Source organism: Rhodococcus sp. LMD (genome assembly GCF_056108245.1).
The window spans coordinates 75,744-94,480 of the sequence record NZ_CM148557.1 but is presented as its reverse complement, the minus strand read 5'-3'; the positions used below and the strand labels follow the sequence as shown (position 1 = coordinate 94,480).

General features: G+C 70.6%; 21 protein-coding genes. 14 read left to right on the top strand and 7 right to left on the bottom strand.

Translation table 11 applies throughout. The annotated features are described in order from the left end of the window. Positions 1–14: 14 nt before the first annotated feature. Positions 15–392, top strand: a complete 378-nt coding sequence (locus tag ACWPQI_RS00440; protein WP_064066384.1) for a DUF5313 family protein — start codon at positions 15–17, stop codon at positions 390–392. 123 nt (positions 393–515) lie between these two features. Here the strand turns inward: ACWPQI_RS00440 and ACWPQI_RS00435 are convergent, their stop codons facing one another. Continuing rightward, entirely contained in the window at positions 516–1,268 is a 753-nt protein-coding gene (locus tag ACWPQI_RS00435) for a FadR/GntR family transcriptional regulator (RefSeq protein ID WP_064066385.1), read from the bottom strand. Between the two features lie 146 nt (positions 1,269–1,414). Between ACWPQI_RS00435 and rraA the strand changes: the two genes are divergently transcribed. The 4 genes from rraA to ACWPQI_RS00415 all read left to right on the top strand — a co-directional run bounded on the left by rraA (position 1,415) and on the right by ACWPQI_RS00415 (position 3,301). Next, positions 1,415–1,909 (top strand): ribonuclease E activity regulator RraA, encoded by a 495-nt coding sequence (rraA, locus tag ACWPQI_RS00430; RefSeq protein WP_010595520.1) that lies wholly within the window; start codon positions 1,415–1,417, stop codon positions 1,907–1,909. Positions 1,910–1,927: 18 nt separating this feature from the next. After that, complete coding sequence (locus ACWPQI_RS00425; RefSeq protein WP_234420143.1) at positions 1,928–2,446, top strand: acyl-CoA thioesterase; 519 nt, start codon at positions 1,928–1,930, stop codon at positions 2,444–2,446. A gap of 97 nt (positions 2,447–2,543) precedes the next feature. Then, positions 2,544–2,963: a hypothetical protein gene (locus ACWPQI_RS00420; RefSeq protein ID WP_010595518.1), complete on the top strand. Its 420-nt coding sequence runs from the start codon at positions 2,544–2,546 to the stop codon at positions 2,961–2,963. 131 nt (positions 2,964–3,094) lie between these two features. Further along, positions 3,095–3,301: a hypothetical protein gene (locus ACWPQI_RS00415; protein ID WP_010595517.1), complete on the top strand. Its 207-nt coding sequence runs from the start codon at positions 3,095–3,097 to the stop codon at positions 3,299–3,301. Positions 3,302–3,365: 64 nt separating this feature from the next. On the opposite strand, the gene ACWPQI_RS00410 is transcribed toward ACWPQI_RS00415, so the two are convergent. Beyond that, on the bottom strand, positions 3,366–3,590 hold the full coding sequence (locus ACWPQI_RS00410) for an RNA-binding S4 domain-containing protein (RefSeq protein ID WP_010595516.1): 225 nt from the start codon (positions 3,588–3,590) through the stop codon (positions 3,366–3,368). A 70-nt stretch (positions 3,591–3,660) separates the two neighbouring features. On the opposite strand from ACWPQI_RS00410, the gene ACWPQI_RS00405 reads away from it, so the two are divergent. From ACWPQI_RS00405 to ACWPQI_RS00395, 3 genes are all read left to right on the top strand, one after another. Continuing rightward, positions 3,661–5,025 (top strand): cryptochrome/photolyase family protein, encoded by a 1,365-nt coding sequence (locus ACWPQI_RS00405; RefSeq protein ID WP_010595515.1) that lies wholly within the window; start codon positions 3,661–3,663, stop codon positions 5,023–5,025. A gap of 238 nt (positions 5,026–5,263) precedes the next feature. Further along, positions 5,264–6,628, top strand: a complete 1,365-nt coding sequence (locus ACWPQI_RS00400) for a TIGR01777 family oxidoreductase (RefSeq protein ID WP_040273158.1) — start codon at positions 5,264–5,266, stop codon at positions 6,626–6,628. Next, positions 6,625–8,169 carry an SDR family oxidoreductase gene (locus ACWPQI_RS00395; RefSeq protein ID WP_474738561.1) on the top strand — a complete coding sequence of 515 codons (1,545 nt, stop codon included), beginning with the start codon at positions 6,625–6,627 and terminating at the stop codon, positions 8,167–8,169. Before ACWPQI_RS00400 ends, ACWPQI_RS00395 begins: the two co-directional genes overlap by 4 nt. A 49-nt stretch (positions 8,170–8,218) precedes the next feature. Here ACWPQI_RS00395 and ACWPQI_RS00390 read toward each other — a convergent pair whose 3' ends face one another. The 3 genes from ACWPQI_RS00390 to ACWPQI_RS00380 form a co-directional block, all read right to left on the bottom strand. Next, positions 8,219–10,078: a BCCT family transporter gene (locus ACWPQI_RS00390; RefSeq protein WP_048771624.1), complete on the bottom strand. Its 1,860-nt coding sequence runs from the start codon at positions 10,076–10,078 to the stop codon at positions 8,219–8,221. 227 nt (positions 10,079–10,305) lie between these two features. After that, the gene (locus ACWPQI_RS00385; protein WP_124258804.1) at positions 10,306–10,887 is read right to left on the bottom strand and encodes a lipocalin family protein; all 582 of its coding nucleotides are present in this window, start codon (positions 10,885–10,887) and stop codon (positions 10,306–10,308) included. A gap of 23 nt (positions 10,888–10,910) precedes the next feature. After that, on the bottom strand, positions 10,911–11,531 hold the full coding sequence (locus ACWPQI_RS00380; protein WP_342660237.1) for a fasciclin domain-containing protein: 621 nt from the start codon (positions 11,529–11,531) through the stop codon (positions 10,911–10,913). A 204-nt stretch (positions 11,532–11,735) separates the two neighbouring features. Here ACWPQI_RS00380 and ACWPQI_RS00375 point away from each other — a divergent pair, with 204 nt between their 5' ends. From ACWPQI_RS00375 to ACWPQI_RS00365, 3 genes are all read left to right on the top strand, one after another. Continuing rightward, positions 11,736–12,365, top strand: coding sequence for an alpha/beta fold hydrolase (locus ACWPQI_RS00375; protein ID WP_064066390.1), 630 nt, complete (start codon positions 11,736–11,738; stop codon positions 12,363–12,365). 168 nt (positions 12,366–12,533) lie between these two features. Beyond that, positions 12,534–13,109 (top strand): ECF RNA polymerase sigma factor SigK, encoded by a 576-nt coding sequence (gene sigK, locus ACWPQI_RS00370; protein ID WP_102031802.1) that lies wholly within the window; start codon positions 12,534–12,536, stop codon positions 13,107–13,109. Next, entirely contained in the window at positions 13,099–13,842 is a 744-nt protein-coding gene (locus ACWPQI_RS00365) for an anti-sigma factor (protein WP_140188140.1), read from the top strand. Before sigK ends, ACWPQI_RS00365 begins: the two co-directional genes overlap by 11 nt. A 37-nt stretch (positions 13,843–13,879) precedes the next feature. Here ACWPQI_RS00365 and ACWPQI_RS00360 read toward each other — a convergent pair whose 3' ends face one another. After that, the gene (locus ACWPQI_RS00360) at positions 13,880–14,299 is read right to left on the bottom strand and encodes a MarR family winged helix-turn-helix transcriptional regulator (protein ID WP_010595505.1); all 420 of its coding nucleotides are present in this window, start codon (positions 14,297–14,299) and stop codon (positions 13,880–13,882) included. A 74-nt stretch (positions 14,300–14,373) separates the two neighbouring features. Here ACWPQI_RS00360 and ACWPQI_RS00355 point away from each other — a divergent pair, with 74 nt between their 5' ends. Together ACWPQI_RS00355 and ACWPQI_RS00350 are read left to right on the top strand one after the other, a co-directional pair. Next, a complete protein-coding gene (locus ACWPQI_RS00355) occupies positions 14,374–16,446 on the top strand; it encodes an MMPL family transporter (RefSeq protein ID WP_017681115.1) in 2,073 nt (690 codons plus the stop codon). A 127-nt stretch (positions 16,447–16,573) separates the two neighbouring features. Further along, positions 16,574–16,927, top strand: coding sequence for an HPF/RaiA family ribosome-associated protein (locus ACWPQI_RS00350; protein ID WP_010595503.1), 354 nt, complete (start codon positions 16,574–16,576; stop codon positions 16,925–16,927). A gap of 69 nt (positions 16,928–16,996) precedes the next feature. On the opposite strand, the gene ACWPQI_RS00345 is transcribed toward ACWPQI_RS00350, so the two are convergent. Then, entirely contained in the window at positions 16,997–18,295 is a 1,299-nt protein-coding gene (locus ACWPQI_RS00345; RefSeq protein WP_010595502.1) for a DUF2254 domain-containing protein, read from the bottom strand. Between the two features lie 343 nt (positions 18,296–18,638). Between ACWPQI_RS00345 and kdpF the strand changes: the two genes are divergently transcribed. Beyond that, positions 18,639–18,737 carry a K(+)-transporting ATPase subunit F gene (kdpF, locus tag ACWPQI_RS00340; RefSeq protein ID WP_017681113.1) on the top strand — a complete coding sequence of 33 codons (99 nt, stop codon included), beginning with the start codon at positions 18,639–18,641 and terminating at the stop codon, positions 18,735–18,737.

Below are 18,737 nucleotides of genomic sequence, written 5' to 3'. Positions count from 1 at the left end.
CTATCCTCGGTGGCATGACGAGTAGTGCGCGACCGAGTTTCCCCCAGTACGTCGGATACCTGTTCGGCCGCACGCTCCCCGACTCCCTTCGGGACTGGGTCCGCAACGACCTCGTCGGCCCCGGCGCGACGGTGCGGTACCTCGTGCGGTTCACCCTGCCGATCGTGCCGTTCCTCGCGCTGTTCCTGCTCATCCCCGGGCCGGTGTGGGTGCCGCTGGCGATGATGGCGCTGCTGTTCATCCCCCTGGTGTACTTCGCGATCGCCCTGATGCAGATCTGGCGGCGGCACCGTCTGGAGCAGCACGGCCTGGACCCGAACCTGCTCGGCGAGAAGGCGCGCGTGCGGGCCGATCGCGAACGCGACGAGTACGAGCGGCGATTCGGGCGCTGATCCGGCACAGATCGAGCCGAGCGGGAGGTTCCGCCGCCGAACGGGTGGTTTCCGTCGATCTCACTCGCACGTCGGCGCGACAACCGCCCGCTCGCCGCGAGTTCCCCCGCTTCGGCGGCTCGGCTAGGACAGGACCTCGACGAGGGTGGTCGCCGAATCACCCGTCATGTACTGCTCGACGCTGTCGAGGTGCCTGCGCCAGAATGCTTGTGCCGCTTCGGAATCGCCTTCGCGCAGCAGTGTGACGAGCTTGCGGTTGGCGCGCAACGCCACCGCCGCCTCGGGACGATCCGCCGCATCGGCGCGCGTGGAGAGATACAGCGCGTTGTGGGCGTCCATGATGTCGAGCAGCATCCCCGCGAGGGCCGCCATCGTCTGGTTGCCGGCCAGTTCCATCACTGCCCGGTGCACCTCGGTGTCGTACCTGGCGAAGGCCGCGGGGTCGCCGAGGAGGTCCTCGCCCCGCTCGACCAGTTCGGCGAGCGTGTCGATCCGCCCGGCCGGGGCGGCGGCGAGCAGGCCGACGCCGTCCACCTCGAGTTCGGTGCGGGCGCGGTACACGTCGGCGAGCGGGACTCCCCGGTACTGCAGCAGCAGGCCGGTGTAGCGGGCGGCGGTCGAGCCGTCCGGTGCCTGCACGCGGGCGCCGCCGTGGGCGCCGCGCAGGACGGTGATGATGCCTTCCGACTCCAGGATGCGGAAGGCCTCCCGCAGCGTGGGACGGGAAACGCCGAAGCGTTCCATGAGCGCGGCCTCGTTCGGCAACGGCTCGCCGGCGTGCAGTTCCCCGGTGATGATCTGCCGGCGCAGGCTCGCGGCGATCAGCTCACCTGCCTTGGGCACGCGAACAACCGTCGAGCTTCCGTCGAGTGGCATTTGACCGTCCTGTGTGCGAAATCCATCCCAGCCCCGATGGCTCTTAGGATACAAGAATCTACCCGTTTGGAACTCAAACAGGCAGATGATCTGCCGGTATCCGCCCCGCGCCGACCGGACGGCGTTCTCCTACTACTCTCGGCGACATGAGCGAACCCTCCACCCACGACGTTCCGGCCACCGCCGACCTCGCCGACGAGATCGGCCCCGACATCCGCAGCTGCGACACGCAGTTCATCCAGTTCGGCGGCCACGAGGTCTTCGCCGGCCGGATCACCACCATCCGCTGCTTCCAGGACAACCTGCTCGTCAAGCAGACCCTGAGCGAGCCCGGCAACGGCGGTGTCCTCGTCGTCGACGGCGACGCCAGCGTGCACACCGCTCTCGTCGGCGACATCATCGCCGGCCGCGGCGTCGACAACGGCTGGGCCGGTGTCGTCGTCAACGGCGCGGTCCGGGACTCGGCGATCCTGCGCACCCTGGGGATCGGCATCAAGGCACTCGGCACCAACCCGCGCAAGAGCACCCAGACGGGGTCCGGCGAGAAGAACGTGCCGGTGGAGTTCGGCGGCGTCACCTTCAACCCCGGCGAGATGCTCTACAGCGACCACGACGGCATCGTCGTCCGCGCCGAGAACTGACCGGGGGCCGGCATGCTCATGGCGCTGCGTACGGCGCGGACATTTCTTCGCGCCCGCAAGGCGGATCCGGTCCGGCCGCACGAGACGGTGCACACTCCGTTCCGCGTGGCCGTCGCCGACCTCGACGCGGCGATGCACATGAACAACGGCCGGTACCTCACCATTCTCGACCTCGGCCGGTTCGAGTTGTTCGTCCGCACCGGACTCTGGCAGGCCCTCCGCCGGCACCGGTGGCAGACGGTCGTCGTCGTCCAGACGGCGACCTACCACCGGTCGCTGCGGCATCGGCAGCAGTTCGACGTGGCGACCCGCCTCCTCGGTACCGACGCCAGGAACCTGTACGTCGAACAGCACGTGACGGTGGACGGGGCGAGCAGTGCCCGGGCCGTGATCGGACTCCGCGTGCTCGATCGCGACGGCCGCTCCGTCCCGCCGGACACCGTCGCGCAGGCGTTCCCCGCCCTCACCGACCTGCCCGACCTGCCCGCCTGGGTGCACGACTGGTCGCAGAACGTCCGCGCGGCGCACGCCTCCTGAGGTCGCGCCACACCGGGATGGTGGCGCGGTCCGGCGACAGTGCCCACACTGGAGGAATCACGGCCGCACGCGCGGCCCGCGACCTCAGGAGGCCCTCATGGGCGAGAACAACCCGTTCGGATTCGACCCGGAGGACCTCGACCGTGTCTTCCGCGACGCCGGGGAGGGGCTGCGCGATCTGGCCGCCAAGATCGGCCGGCTCGTCGAGCAACCGGACGCCGGAATCCCGTGGGCGAGCATCTTCCCCGACCTCGCGGGCGCACCCCGCACCCGCCCGGCACCGCCCACCGCCGGCGAGACCGGCGACGGTGTGTGGGTGATCTACACGCTCGACGACGACGGGACCGCCCGCGTCGAGCAGGTCTTCCCCACCGAACTCGAGGCGCTGCGCGCGCACAAGAACAACACCGACCCGCGCCGATCGGTGCGCTTCCTGCCGTACGGCGTCACCGCCGGGATCCTGGACCGGCGCGAGGAGAAGGACCACGGGGACAAGGACACGGACGAGACCGGCTGACAACACATCCGGAACGGCGTCCGTCTCCCGCACCCGGGCATCGGCTGCCGGCCGGTCCGGTGCGGCGAGGTCGACCGAAAACGGGTGCGCCCCGGCCCGTATGCGCGCACACTGATAACCAGGAGGTCGTCATGCGAGCGCTGAAGGGCCTGCTCAATGCGGTGCTGGGGATCCTCACGGCCGTGCTCGGCGCGGTGGTGGGACTCCTCGCGGCGGTGGTGTGGCTCGTCGGCGGGGTGCTGTGCGTGACGATCATCCTGATTCCGCTGGGCATTCCCGTCATGAGGCTCGCGCACCGCCTGTTCGCCCTCGGCAAGCAGGTGCGGCAGCTCCCCTGAAAATCGCAGGGGTTCGAGGATTCCGGAGACGGCAGCTGTAGTCGTACCGCCGTCACCTCGGGGCTCACGCCCCCGACGTCACGCGCGCGGCGGCGGTCCCGATCTCCACGACGTCCCCGACGTGCAGCTGCCGCCCGCGCCGCACCTCCACCTCGCCGTTGACGCTGACGAGCCCCTCGGCGATCACTTCCTTCGCCTCGGCGCCGGACTCGATCAGGCTCGCCAGCTTGAGGAATTGACCGAGCCGGATGGACTCGTCGCGGATGGGCACCTCGAACACGTCGGACATGGGGGCCAGTCTCTCACCCGGGACGACCGCTCCCCGCCCGCCCGGCCCCGTTCTCCCGCACACTGGACGGGTGAGCCGCCCCGGTATCGTCTGGTTCCGCCGCGACCTGCGGCTGCGGGACCTGCCCACCCTGCTGTCCGTCGCCGACTCCACCGACCGTGCCCTCGCCCTGTTCGTGCTCGACGAGTCGCTGCTGCGTCCCTCCGGTTCCCCGCGCCGCACCTTCCTGATGCGGTGCCTGCGCGCCCTCGACGAGGATCTCGGCGGCCGTCTGCTCGTCACCCACGGCGACCCCGCCACGGTCGTTCCGGCGCTGGCCCGGGAACTCGACGCCGACGCGGTGCACGTCAGTGCCGACCGCGGACCGTACGGCACCCGCCGCGACGACGCCGTCGAGCGGGCGCTCGGCGACGTCCCGCTGCTGCGCACCGGCTCGCCCTACGCCGTCGCCCCCGGCCGCATCCGCAAGAGCGACGACACCCCCTACAAGGTGTTCACCCCCTTCCAACGGGCGTGGCACGAGCACGGCTGGCGCGCACCCGCCGTCACCGACGCCGGCACCGTCGACTGGATCGACCCCGGCGGTCTCGACGCGCGCGTACCGATCCCCGCCGACGACGACCTCGACGGCGCCACGCTGCCGCCCGCCGGTGAGGCGGCCGCGCTGCACCGCTGGCACGAGTTCCGCGACGACGACCTGCCGCACTACGACACCGACCGGGACCGGCCCGATCTCGATCGCACCAGCCGTCTCTCGCCGTACCTGAAATTCGGGTGCATCCATCCGCGCACCCTCCTGCACGACGTGCGCTCCGAGCGCAGCGCGGGCGCGAACCGTCTGCGCAGCGAACTGGCCTGGCGCGACTTCTACGCGGACGTGCTGTACCACCGGCCCGACACGGCCCGCCGCAACTACAACCGCCGCTTCGACGACATCGCCTACGACCGCGGCCCCGACGCCGAACGCAACTTCGCCGCATGGAAGCAGGGCCGCACCGGCTTCCCCATCGTCGACGCGGGCATGCGGCAGCTGCTCGCCGAGGGCTGGATGCACAACCGGCTCCGGATGATCGTCGCGTCCTTCCTCGCCAAGGATCTGCATCTGCCCTGGTGGTGGGGTGCCCGGCACTTCATGGACCGGCTCGTCGACGGCGACCTGGCCTCGAATCAGCACGGGTGGCAGTGGACCGCGGGCAGCGGTACCGACGCCGCGCCCTACTTCCGGGTGTTCAACCCGCTCACGCAGGGGGAGAAGTTCGATCCGACGGGTGAATACGTGCGCCGCTGGGTACCCGAACTGCGAGGTGTGGACGGCAAACGCGTGCACCGGCTCCCGGACGGCCCGCCGGACGGGTACCCCGAGCCGATCGTCGACCACGCCCACGAAAGACAGGTGGCGCTCGACCGCTACGGGCGGATCGGCGGAAAAGGCTGACCCATCCGGGCCGCGCACCACTCCGAATACCGAGGGGACGGAACGCCCGTCCCGGACGGACAACCGAGAGGAACACCACCGTGCGAGAACTCGTCGAGACAGCGTTCATGGCAATCCACACTCCTCTGGTGAACGCCTACACCATCCTGATCAACATGATTCCCAGCTGATTCCGCGGCGGCGCCGGGACGATCCCGGCGCCGCTTCCGCGAACCCGGACCAGGCGGAGGAAGGCACGATGGGCATCACGTATTCGAGCGTCGTCGACGCGCCGCGCGGCGACGTCTTCGACTGGCACAGCCGGCCGGGCGCGATCATGCGTCTGCTCCCCCCGTGGCAGCCGCTGCGGGTGATCTCCGAGAGCGAGTCCCTGAAGTCGGGCCGGGCCGTGCTCGGCCTGCCCGGCGGACTGCGGTGGGTCGCCGAACACCAGGCCGACGCCTACGACCCGCCCGCGCGATTCGTCGACAGCGTCGGCCGCGACGGGCTCACCTCGCTGCCCGCCGGACTGGTGATGCCGTGGCGGCACGAGCACACCTTCGAGGCGCTCGGCTCCCGTCGCACCCGGGTCGTCGACCGAGTCGACACGCCCGTCCCGGAGTTGCTGCTGAAGCAGACCTTCTACTACCGGCACCGCCAGCTCGCCGACGACCTCGCCGCCCATCAGTGGTCGCACGAGCAGGGAGTGCGACCCGCGACGGTCGCCGTCACCGGATCGTCGGGTCTCGTCGGCACCGCGCTGTGCGCCTACCTGAGCACCGGCGGCTACCGGGTCGTCCGGCTCGTGCGCGGCGAACCGCGCGACGACGACGAACGTCGCTGGGATCCGGACGCGCCCGCACCCGACCTGCTCGAGGGCATCGACGCCGTCGTCCACCTCGCCGGCGCCTCGATCTCCGGTCGCTTCAACGCCGCCCACAAGGCCGCGATCAGGGACAGCCGGATCCGGCCCACCCGGCTGCTGGCCGAACTCGCGGCACGCACCCCCAACGGGCCGGCGACGTTCGTCTCCGCGTCGGCGATCGGGCTCTACGGCTACGACCGGGGCGACGAACCGCTCGCCGAGGACGCGCAGCAGGGGTCCGGGTTCCTCGCCGACGTCGTCGCCGACTGGGAGGCCGCCACCGCTCCCGCCTCGTCCGGTGGACTGCGCGTGGTGCTGGTGCGGACCGGCATCGTGCAGACCCCGCGCGGCGGGCCGCTGCAGCTGCTGCGCCCGCTGTTCGAGGCCGGGCTCGGCGGCCGGCTCGGCAGCGGCCGGCAGTGGCTGTCGTGGATCGACCTCGACGACCTGCTCGACGTCTACCACCGGGCCCTCGCCGATCCGAGGATCAGGGGACCGATCAATGCCGTTGCCCCCGAACCGGTTCGCAACGACGAATACACCCGCACGCTCGCGCGGGTGCTGCACCGGCCGGCGCTGCTGCCGGTGCCGGGATTCGGGCCCCGGCTGCTGCTCGGCGACGAGGGCGCGCGGGAGGTGGCCACCGCCGATCAGTGCGTGGTCCCGCAGTGCCTGGTCGACCACGGCCACCGGTTCCGCCGGCCGAAGCTCGAAGCCTGCCTGCGCCATCAGCTCGGTCACATCGTGGAGAACGAATGAACACCCCTGCGCTGCGCATCCTCGTCACCGGCGCCACCGGCTACATCGGGGGCCGGCTCGCGCCGCTGCTGATCGACGCCGGCCACCGGGTGCGGGTCCTGGCCCGCACCCCGGACAAGTTGCGGGACGTGCCGTGGGCCGGCGACGTCGAGATCGTGCGCGGTGACCTGACCGATCCGCAGTCCCTGGCCGTCGCCTGCCGGGACGTCGACGTCCTGTACTACCTGGTGCATTCGATGGGTGGGCGCGGAGAGTTCATCGACACCGAACGCGCGGAGGCCGAGAACGTGGCCGCCGCGGCCCGGGCGGCCGGGGTGCGGCGCATCGTGTATCTCGGTGGGCTGCATCCGGACACGGCCGACCTCTCCACCCATCTGCGGTCCCGGGAGCAGGTCGGCCGGATCCTCGTCGAATCCGGGGTGCCCACCCTGGCGCTGCAGGCCGGGGTGGTGATCGGTTCGGGCTCCGCGTCGTTCGAGATGATCCGGCACCTGAGCAACCGTCTGCCCCTGATGACCACCCCGAAGTGGGTGAACAACAGGATCCAGCCCATCGCGGTGCGCGACGTGCTGCACTACCTGGTGGGCGCCGCCACCGCTCCGCTCCCCCGCAGCCGCACCTACGACATCGGCGGCCCGGACGTGCTGCGCTACGGCGAGATGATGCAGGTGTATGCCGAGGTCGCTGGGCTGCGCCGGCGGCGCATCCTGGTGCTGCCCGTCCTCACCCCGAAGCTCGCCGGGCTGTGGATCGGGCTGGTCACCCCTATCCCGCCGTCGCTGGGCCGGGCCCTGATCGAATCGCTGAGCAACGACGCGGTGGTCTCCGAACACGACATCGACGACGTGATCCCCCCGCCGCCCGGCGGACTGACCGGCTACCGGGAGGCGGTCGGGTTGGCGCTGCACAAGATCGAGCGCGGCGACGTCGAAACCACCTGGGCGAGTGCGTCACCCGTCGGTGCGCCGGCCGAACCGCTGCCGTCCGATCCGCACTGGGCGGGCGAGGTGGTCTTCGTGGACGAGCGCCGCATCGACTGCGACACCGACGCGGGCACGGTGTGGGAGGTCGTCGAGAGCATCGGCGGCGAGAACGGCTGGTACTCCTTCCCCCTCGCCTGGACGATCCGCGGGTGGCTCGACCGCTTCGCCGGCGGCGTCGGCCTGTCCCGGGGCCGCCGGAATCCGCGCACCCTGCACACCGGGGACGCGCTCGACTTCTGGCGCGTCGAGCGCCTCGAGCGGCCCACCCTGCTGCGGCTGCGGGCCGAGATGCGGGCACCGGGCGGGGCCTGGCTCGAGTGGCGTATCGAACCGCTCGATCCGGGCCGGGCCCGGCTGCACCAGCGGGCGATCTTCTTCCCGAAGGGACTTGCGGGACGGGTCTACTGGTACGCGCTCGTGCCGTTCCACGGCATCATCTTCAAGGGCATGCTCGAGAACATCGCGGGCGCCGCGCACCGAGCCGCTCGCGATCCGGCACGCACCCCGCCCGCCGGCGACCCGATGTCACATCCGGTCGATTCGATCGACGCAATGTGACATTGGGTCGCGGCGGGCGGGCGCGGCGGACTGACGGTCGCGGCGGGCGTCAGTCGCGGGTGGTCGCGCGTCGCTCGTCGGCTTCCCGTTGCGCGACGCCCTCGGCGGACTCGGCGAACTCCGGGGTGTCGAACACCTCGCCGCCGAGGGGGTCCTGCGGGCGGGCACCGTGGTCGATTTCGACCCGTCCGGTGTCGGCGTCGACGCTGACCGAACGGGCCGGCAGCTCGTGCACGGCGACGACGAGCGGTGCGCGGGCCCCCGGCGCTGCGGCGCCGTTTCCGTTGGTGTCGAGGCCGGCGAGCGTCGCGGAGATGCCCCGCCGGTGGGGGGCGCCGTGGCCGCCCGGGGCGGGCGTCGCCGCGCTCACCGCAATCTGGAGGTACCGGGGCGCGGTCGCCACCTCGTAGCGGAACGCCTTGAGCATCGACACGCAGGCCAGCACCATGACGATCGAGAACGGCACCGCCGTTGCGATGGATGCGGTCTGCAGCGCGGTCAGCGATCCGCTGCCGCCGACGAGCAGCAGCACCGCCGCCGCGATCCCTTCGAGCACCGCCCAGTAGACGCGCGTGATCCTCGGGGTCTCGAGGTTGCCGCCGGTGGCGAGGATGTCGATCACGAGCGAACCCGAGTCCGAGGATGTCACGAAGAAGAACACGACCACGAGGATCGCGAGCAGGCTCGTCACCACGGCCAGCGGAAGGCCGTCGAGGAGGACGAACAGCGAGGTGTCGGTGTCCACGGTGCCGTCCGCGGCGAGCATGGTGCCCTCGTCGCGCTGCCGCAGGATTCCGGAGTCGCCGAAGATCGTGAACCACAGCGACGCGACGAACGTGGGGGCGAGCAGAACACCGAAGACGAACTCCCGGATCGTGCGGCCGCGGGAGATGCGGGCGATGAACATGCCGACGAACGGCGCCCAGCTCATCCACCAGCCCCAGTAGAAGATCGTCCACGCGCCCGACCAGCCGTCCTCGGCGAACGGTGCGGTGCGCAGCATCAGCTCCGGCAGGGCCTGCGCGTAGCCGCCGAGGTTCTGCACCCACGACTGCAGCAGGAACAGCGTCGGCCCCAGCAGCAGGACGAACACCGCAAGCGAGGCCGCCAGCACCATGTTGATGTTGGACAGCCATTTCAGGCCGCGCGAGACGCCGGAGACCACCGAGAAGGTCGCCAGGCCCGTCACCCCGACGATCAGCCCGACGGTGAGCCAGTTGTTCGTCTCGACCCAGCCCAGGTAGTCGAGGCCCGCCGAGATCTGCTGGACGCCGAAGCCGAGAGAGGTGGCGACGCCGAAGAGGGTGCCGACGATCGCGATCGTGTCGATCGCGTGCCCGATCGGTCCCTCGACGCGGGCGCGTCCGAGGAGCGGTTCGAGCAGCCAGCGCACCGACAGCGGCCGGCCCTTGCGGTACGTCATGTAGGCCAGACCGAGGCCGACGACGACGTAGATCGCCCACGCGTGCAGACCCCAGTGGAACATGGTCAGTTCCATCGCCTGATTGGCGGCGGCGTCCGTCGAACCGGGGATCCGGCCTGCCTGCGGGGGATCGACGTAGTGCGAGAGTGGTTCGGCGACACCGTAGAACACCAGGCCGATGCCCATGCCGGCGCTGAAGAGCATCGCGAACCAGGACAGCATTCCGAACTCGGGTTGTTCGTCGTCGCGGCCGAGTTTGATGTTGCCGACGCGGCTGAGGCCGCAGTACAGGGCGAAGATCACGAATCCGGTGGCGATCAGGATGTACCACCAGCCGACGCCGTCGGTGATGGCACGGTTGAGCGCGTCGACCGCCCCCTCGGCCGATCCCGCGTAGACGACCGCGAACACGATCATCCCGAGGATCACGAGCGAGGCGGGAACGAAGACGGGCTTGAGCAAACCCCGCCATGCGTCGCGGATCATCTTCACCAGCTCCTCGTGTCGCGACGAGCCGGGTCCGACGATCGGAAGGCTCGTCCACGTCGCGAATCGAACCTAACAGAGCCGGGGCGTGCCCGGGGGAAACGCATCCGGGCTCCGGCGCCGCCCGCGCGCGACCGAATGTCACATGCGATCGATGGAACCGACGCAATGTGACATTCGGCCGGGCAGGCGGGGCCGGGGTGAGTCCGCTACGCGCAGAACACCGTTCACACGGTGCAGAGCGGTTTGATCTCCTGCAGGCCCTCCGTGGTGGGCGAGGTGAGCATGAGGCAGCTGTTGTAGCCCTGCTGCTCGACCACGGACCGGATCTGCTGCCACGCGGCGGCGTCGACCACCGGTGACCGGGACAGGACGAACCCGGAGACCCGGGTCGGATCCCCCACGAGCGCCCACGAGTAGTCGTCCGCGAGATAGCCGACGATGTAGTTGCTCGGCCCGTCCAGGGAATCCTGGGTCGGCACCCCGGGGAAGCTCACGTGCAGCGAGGCGGTGTCGTTGACCCGCGCGTTGCCGACGATCCCCCGCCGCTCCCCCGTGACGGTGGTGCACGAATTCTCCACTCGCACGTTGCGCTCGTCGATCAGCGAGTAGTTCGCGGTGGTGTCGAGCACGCAGTCGAGGTTGAAGGGCGCGGGGTTGGCGGCCAGTTGATACCAGGTGCCCATGTACCGGTTCACGTCGAGCTCCGCCACGGGGGTGAGCGGGGCTGCCTGTGCCGGTGCCGCCATGAGGGCGGCGCCCGCGGCGGCCAGAGCGGCCGCCGCGACGCCTCGGATCGTTCGTCTCACGTCACTCCTCCGGTGCTACCGGGTCACTGCTGCGGCGCCGGCGGCAGCAGGACGGAGTCGACCAGGTAGACGGTCGCGTTGGCCGTCTCGATACCGCCGCAGATGACGTTGGCGTCGTTGACCTTCCATTCCTCGCCGCTACCGGTCACCTCGACCGTACCGCCCTGGACGGTGGTCTGGGTGCCTTCGATGTCCGACGGCGGGATCTGGCCGGGCACCACGTGGTAGGTGAGGATGCTCGTGAGGGTGGCCGTGTCGGTCTTCAGGGTCTCGACGGTGGCCGGATCGACCTTGGCGAAGGCGTCGTCGACCGGCGCGAACACGGTGAACTCGCCGCCGTTGAGCGTGTCGACGAGGTTGACCTCCGGGTTGAGCTGCCCGCTGATCGCCGCATTCAACTGCGTCAGAATCGGAATCTCGGCGACAGCAGTCCCGACGGGTTGCTGTGCGATGGACTCCAGCGAGCCCGGCCCGCTGGGAACCTGCTCGGCGTACGCGGCGCAACCCGGACCCACCGGACCGGACGCCATGGCCTCCTCGGACGTGGTGGGAGACATCGCCGACGTGGCGCTCTCCATCGCCGACGTAGCCGACGTCTCCGTCGACGAGCCCGAGTCGTCGGACGAGCACGCCGCGACGCCCATCAATGCCATCGCGCCGATTCCGACTGCCGCCAAGCTCTTTCGCGTGTTGATAACCATGGCCCTCTTCCCTTCGGTGTCGTGATCCGTGCGACCACGTCGGTCAGGTGTGTCATCTGCCATTCGGCACGGTCGGGAGGGCGGATGGGTGGATGCCGAGAAATTCTTTCGACCCATCCGATTCCGGCCAGGCTCCGAACAACGGGCATGGAGATCGTATCGAACCGGCCCCGCGCTCATGTGCTGGTTCTGCCAGGTGGCAAGCCGGTCAGCACGTCCGCCGCCCGGCCGTGGCACCTGTCCGCGCTGCGGATGACCTTGTTGACCGAGTCCCTGCGGTCCCGGCTGAGCATGTACGACATCACCGTCGGCCAGGTGCGCTACACCTACCGCGGCTGGAACGGGGACCGGATGAGTCCCGTCCACGATGCCCTGCGGGCCCTCGACGAGGTGCGCCGGCGGCGCGGGGACGTCCGGATCGGGCTCGTCGGTCACTCCATGGGCGGACGGGTCGCGGCCCACCTCGCGGCCCAACCGGGCGTCGGGGCCGTCGTCGCGCTGGCACCGTGGTGGCCCGAGGACGACGGCGCGCTCGTCCCGCCCGAGCGACGACTCCTGGTCGTGCACGGCACCGCCGACACGTGGTGCGATCCGCGCGTGAGCGCGGTGCAGACGGCCCGGGCCCGCGGCCGCGGCGTCGACGCCCAGTTCCGGCCGCTGGCGGGCGGCGGGCATTTCCTGCTCACCAAGCCGGGCTGGTGGCATGCCGTCACCGCCGAGTTCCTGCGCGAATCCCTGGCCCCGGCCGGCCGGGGCGCCGGAGGCGACCATGCCTGACGCCGCACACCGTTCCGCAGCTCCCCGGCTTTTCCGGAGGTGACCGCCGTGCTCGATTCGACCCTTGCCTCACCCCCCGGCCCCGGCCGCCCGGGCGGTCCGCCGGAGGATCGCTTGAGCCGCCCGAATCGCCCGACTAGGCTTTCGCTCGATGAGCGGACAGAGCCGATGACCGGCGTCGGCGGACGTACCGACACACTCGACGCGCTGCTCGCGCGCGTGGCGGCGCGGGATGCGGCTGCGTTCGCCGAGTTCTACGACCTGACCCGCGCCCGGGTGTACGGGATGATCCTGCGGATCCTGCGCGATCCCGGGTACAGCGAGGAGACCGCGCAGGAGGTCTATCTGCAGGTCTGGCGGTCGGCCTCCGGGTTCGACGCCGCGCAGGGTTCGGCGCTGTCCTGGCTGATCACCCTCGCGCACCGCCGCGCCGTCGACCGGGTGCGGTCCGAGCAATCCGGGGCCGACCGCGAGGCCCGATACGGCGCGAGCAACGTCGACGCGGCGTTCGACGTCGTCAGCGAGGAGGCGGCCCGGCGCGAGGATCGGCAGCAGGTCACCCACTGCCTGGGCACACTGACCGATCTGCAGCGGCGGTCCGTCGAACTGGCCTACTACGGCGGCCTGACCTACCGCGAAGTGTCCGAACAACTTTCGGTCACGCTACCGACCGTGAAATCGAGAATCCGCGACGGACTGCTCCGTCTACGCAAGTGTCTGGGGGTGCAGGGCGATGAGGAGTGAGGCCCGGCCCGGTTTCGGCGATTCCGACCGCGAACTGATCGACCTCGCGGTCGTGTATGCGCTCGATGCGGTATCCGATGCCGAGCGCCGCGACATCGAGTCCCGGGTCGCCGGCGCCGATCCCGAAGTGGCGGCGGCGTTCGACCGGGAGACGGCGGCCGTCCGGGAGACGATGGCGGTGGTGTCCGCGTCGACGGCCACCGAACCGCCGGCACGTCTGCGTGAGCGCCTGCTCGACGCGGTCGCGGCCGAGTCCGCTCCACCCGCCGCCCCCGTCTCGCTGGACGAACGGCGCAACCGGCGCCGCAACTTCCTGCTCAGCGCGGCGGCCGCGATCCTCGTCGCCGTCGGTGGATTCGCCGTCGTGACCCAGTTGCAAGAGGAGACCGCGACCACCTCGGAGCAGGTGTTCGCGGCGGAGGACGTGCGCACCACGTCGGGTGAGATCGAGGGCGGCGGAGTTGCCACGGTGGTGTACTCGAAGGAAGCCGACGCCGGGGTTCTGGTGATGAACAACGTGGCGCCGCCCGCGGAGGGCAGTGTCTACCAGATGTGGCTGATGACCCCCGAGGGCCCGGAGTCCGCGGGCATCATGGACGCCGAGGCGGTGGCGCCGTCCACGACGGCCGTCCTCGAGGGCGTCGGGCACTCGACCGCGCTGGCCTTCAGCGTCGAACCGCCGGGCGGGTCGACGCAGCCGACGCAGATCTTCGCGCAGTTGCCGCTGGGCTGACCCCGGCGGACGGACCTGCCCGCCTCGTCGCGGCGGTTCAACGCTGCGCGGATCGGACCAGTTCGATCAGAAGGGAGCGCAGGGTGCCGGGGTCGGACACCACCGCCGTCGGCTGCGCATCGGTGCGTTCGAGTTCGATCATCGCCCGATACAGCTCGTTCCCCGACTCGGTGATCTGTACGCGCATGCGCCGCTCGTCGGCGGGGTCGACGGCGCGCGTGACGAGGCCGGACCGCTCGAGGTGCTCGACGGTCCGGCTCATCGTCTGGTCGGTCACCCGGCAGGCCCGGGCCATCTCCCGCTGGGAGCGGGGTCCGTCCGCGATCGTGTGCAGGGCGACCAGGCCGGCGTGGGTGAGGCCGTGCGCGCGCAGAGTCGATTCCCAGGCCTGTTCCACGAGCCGGGCGGCCGTGGACAGCAGCCGGCCGGTCGGCCAGCTCTCGAGATCGTCGCTCATGAGATACCTTTTCACTATTGTTCAGCTAGCTGAGTAATTTGGGCTCGGCGTAGTCGCATTCTCCTGGAGGAAGATTGAACACCGTCACCGCGCCGGCTCGTTCACCTCGCCGCATCCGCTGGCTGCTGCCCGCGCTGCTGCTCATCGCGTGGCTCGCGATCGCGGGCGCCGGCGGCCCCTTCGCCGGCAAGCTCAGCGAGGTCCAGCAGAACGACAACAGCTCCTTCCTCCCGGCGTCCGCGGAATCCACCCGGGCGGGCGAACTCTATGCGGACTTCACCGACACCCGGTTCGTGCCCGCGATCGTCGTCGCCGAACGCCCGTCCGGCATCACCCCCGACGACCTCGCCTACCTCGCGGGAGCGTCCGCCGGCCCGCCGCCGGTTCCGTCGCAGGACGGTCAGGCCGCACGGCTGATCGTGCCCGTCGACAGCACCGGAGAGGTCGGCGAGGCCGTCGACGAGTTGCGCGCGGAGCTCGCGAACCCACCCGAGGGGCTGACGGTCCTCGTCACCGGACCCGCCGGGCAGATCGCGGACCTGACGACGGCATTCGAGGGCATCGACGGCCTGCTGCTGCTGGTCGCCGGCGGCGTGGTCCTGCTGATCCTCGTCGTCGTCTACCGCAGTCCGCTGCTGCCGTTCGTGGTGATCCTCTCGGCGGTGTTCGCCCTCGCACTGGCGAGCCTGCTGGTGTACCTGCTGGCCGACGCCGGCATCATCGCCCTCAACGGACAGAGCCAGGGCATCCTGTTCATCCTCGTCTTCGGTGCCGCGACCGACTACGCGCTGCTCCTGGTGTCCCGATACCGCGAGGAACTGCGCCTCGAGCAGGACCGGTTCGCCGCGATGCGCACCGCGTGGCGGGCGACGCTGGAGCCCATCGCGGCGTCGGCGGGCACCGTCATCGCCGGCGTGCTGTGCCTGCTGCTGTCCGACCTGAACTCCAACCGCGGCCTCGGCCCCGTCGCCGCGATCGGCATCGTCGCCTCGTTCGTCGCCTCCATGACCTTCCTGCCGTCCGCGCTCGTGCTGCTCGGCCGCGCCGCGTTCTGGCCCAAGCGGCCCACCGTCGACCCCGACGCCGATCGCGACGACCTCGCCTCGGCGCACCGGTTCTGGAGCGCCCTCGCCCGGAAGGTCGGCGCCCACCCGCGCCGGATCTGGGTCGTGTCGAGCATCGTGCTCGTCGGCTTCGCGATGCTGCTGCCCCAGTTCGAGGCCGACGGCGTCGCGCAGTCCGAGATCTTCCTGCTCGAGACCGAGTCCGTGACCGGCCAGGAGGTGCTCGGCAGGCACTTCGATGCGGGCACCGGATCGCCCGCGGTGATCATCACCCGTGAGTCCGCGGCGGGCGACGTCGCCGCCGCCGCCCGCATCGAGGGCGTCACCGAGGTGGTACCGGTGACCGGGCCGGACGGCGCGACGACCGTCGTCGACGGCCGCGTCGCGCTGCAGGCGACCCTGTCGGACCCGGCCGACTCGCTGGCCGCCGAGGACACCGTCGAACGCATCCGCGACGCGGTGGCCGGGATCCCGAACGCCGAGGCGCTGGTCGGCGGCAACTCGGCGGTGGACCTGGACACCAAGAACACCGCCACCCGCGACCGCACGGTCATCATTCCCGTCGTCGTCGCCGTGGTGCTGCTGATCCTCGTCCTGCTCCTGCGCGCGATCGTCGCCCCGGTGCTGCTGATGCTGACGGTCGTCGTGTCCTTCGCCGCCACCCTCGGGGTGTCGTCGCTGGTCTTCGACCACCTGCTCGGGTTCCCCGGCGCCGACCCGGTGGTGCCGCTGTTCGGCTTCGTCTTCCTCGTCGCGCTGGGTATCGACTACAACATCTTCCTGATGACGCGGGTGCGGGAGGAGAGCGCGCGCGTGGGCACCCGGCGTGGCACGCTGCGGGCCCTGACCGTGACCGGTGGTGTGATCACCTCGGCGGGCATCGTCCTGGCCGCGACGTTCTCGGCACTGGCGGTGATCCCGCTGCTGTTCCTCGCCCAGATCGCGTTCATCGTCGCGTTCGGCGTGCTGCTCGACGCCCTGCTGGTCCGGTCGCTGCTCGTTCCCGCCCTGACCATCGACATCGGCAAGCGGGTGTGGTGGCCGAGCGCGCTCTCCCGCCGCGAACCCGAGAACCCCGGCTAGACGGACCCGGCTAGACGGACCCGGGTTGCCGCCCGTCGTCGTGCTCGGGTGGAATCGGAGCGGGCGCGGTGCGGAACCCGGGGGATCCCCTCCGGCCGTATCGCCGGACCGAGAAGGAGACAGATCGATGCAGATCCAGCTCAACAAGGACAGCCACATCCAGATCGACGACGACATCGCCGACCGCCTCGAGAGCGAGCTCGCGTCCGCGGTCGAGCGGTTCGCCGACCGGATCACCCGGCTCGAGATCCACCTCAGCGACGAGAACGCCGGGAAGTTCGGCACCACGGACAAGCGGTGCCTCCTCGAGGCCCGCATCGCGGGTCAGCAACCGATCGTCGTCACCCACAACGCCGGCTCGGTGAAGGAAGCGTTCGACGGTGCCGTCCACCGCCTGCGCAGCCTGCTCGATTCCAAGCTCGGCCGCTCGAGCGACCACAAGGGCGGTCCCTCCATCCGCCACATGGGCGTCGAGGAGTAACCGGCCGCGACCCGGAATCCGCTCGGGAACCACCGGGCGGATTCCGTCGCGCGAGTCACGCGCGACGGCTCAGTCCACCTCGTGCTCGGCCGGGTCGACCGGAGACTCGGCCACGGCCCGGAACCGGGCGAGGTCCTCGGGGTGGTGCCCCGGCTCGGCGGCCACGGACTCGACGAGCAACCGCAGTTGCCGCTCGAGCTCCGGTACGTGCTCGTCCCGGTCGGCGGCCCGCACATGGTCGGTCAGCATGCGCAGCACCCGCGCGACCGCGGTGGCCACGTGCAGTTGCCGCGGACACGCCTGCCGGATCTGCTCGAAGGCGTGCTCGACGTACTCCGGCGGGGACAGCATCCACGGGCGCAGCAGCACCCGGCCGTCGGCGCCGGCGACCGACAGCGGCGGCACCTCGGCGGTCAGGAGCGTCCGCAGCAGACTGCCGATGCGCAGGACCACCTCGGTCGCGGTGGTGGGGTCGTTGATCGCCGAACTGAGAGCGCGCAGGCCGATGTCGACCAGCTGGCGCAGCGCGAAATCCACGTCCTGCTGCATGGTGCGGGTGTCGGAGATCTCCACGGCGGCCTCGAGCCGGCGACGGACCCTGTCGGCACGGTCCGGGACCGGCCACACGCGCAACAGCACTTCGCCGCGATGGATGTAGGCGCCGGGACGCGTTTCCAGGCGCACCACCGTCGACGGGGGTACCGACGCGAGAAGATGCTCGGTCGGCGCCTGGGTCACCCAGCCGTCCCGGACCGCCGGAACCGTCATGATCGCGTCGGAAGCCGGCCGGGACACCGCCGCGGCCGGGCGTTCCGTGCGGCTCTCCCGAACCGCTGCGTCGAGCACCCCGTCCGCCTCGGTGGCGATCGTGCGCACCACCTCACCGACCTGCAGTCCGTGCGCGAGCCTGTCGAGATAGGCGACGATCAGGACGACGGTGGCCACCGTCAGCACCAGGGCCACGGTCATCGACACCCCCGGCGCCGGTTCGGCAGCCTCGGCTCCCACGTGCCGCAGCGTCAGCACGCAGTAGACGAACGTCGCCACGAGCATGCCGATCACCGTCTGGCTCACGCGGTCCCGGATGAACGAGCGCATCACCCGGGGCGAGAACTGGCTGCTGGCCAACTGCAGGCTGACCACGGTCAGTGAGAACACCACCCCCGCCGTGGTGATCGTCGCGCCCGCCACGGTACTGAGCAGCCACGTCGCGCCGTTGCTGTTCATCTGCACGGCCCACCCCGCGACGTCGGTGGGGAGGGTGCGGTCGAGGTACGCGGTCACCTCGGCGAGGATCACCCCGGCAGCGACGATCAACGTCGGCAGCGCGAACAGGCTCTCGCGAAATCGGTACGCGGCAGCCGCCATACGCAGCTGCGGCAGCGGTCTCGGACGGGCACTCATACCCGTCGACGCTATCCGCTGACCAGCGTCCGGTCTCGGAACCCGCGGGCACTGCGCCGCCGGGACCCTCACCGGCGTGTAAAGAACTCGTCAGGACATCGACCGCGGGCATCAAGATTCCGTATGGATCGCCGTCGAGGGAAGCGCACGGTGCAACAGTGTGGTGCGGGGCGCCGATCGGCGCCTGATTCGTGTCTACGACAAGGGAAGACGACATGGCCGACGCCGCGTACGTGGTGCTGATCCTGGCTGGGTTCCTGGTGTGCGCTCTGGTCCTGCGTGCCCTGCACGCGCGAGGGGCGAACCGATGACCTGGGCGGGCGCGGCGAGTGTCGCGCTCGTCGTGATCGCGGTGGCACTCGTGGCGTACCTGCTGATCGCGCTGCTCGATCCGGAGAGGTTCTGA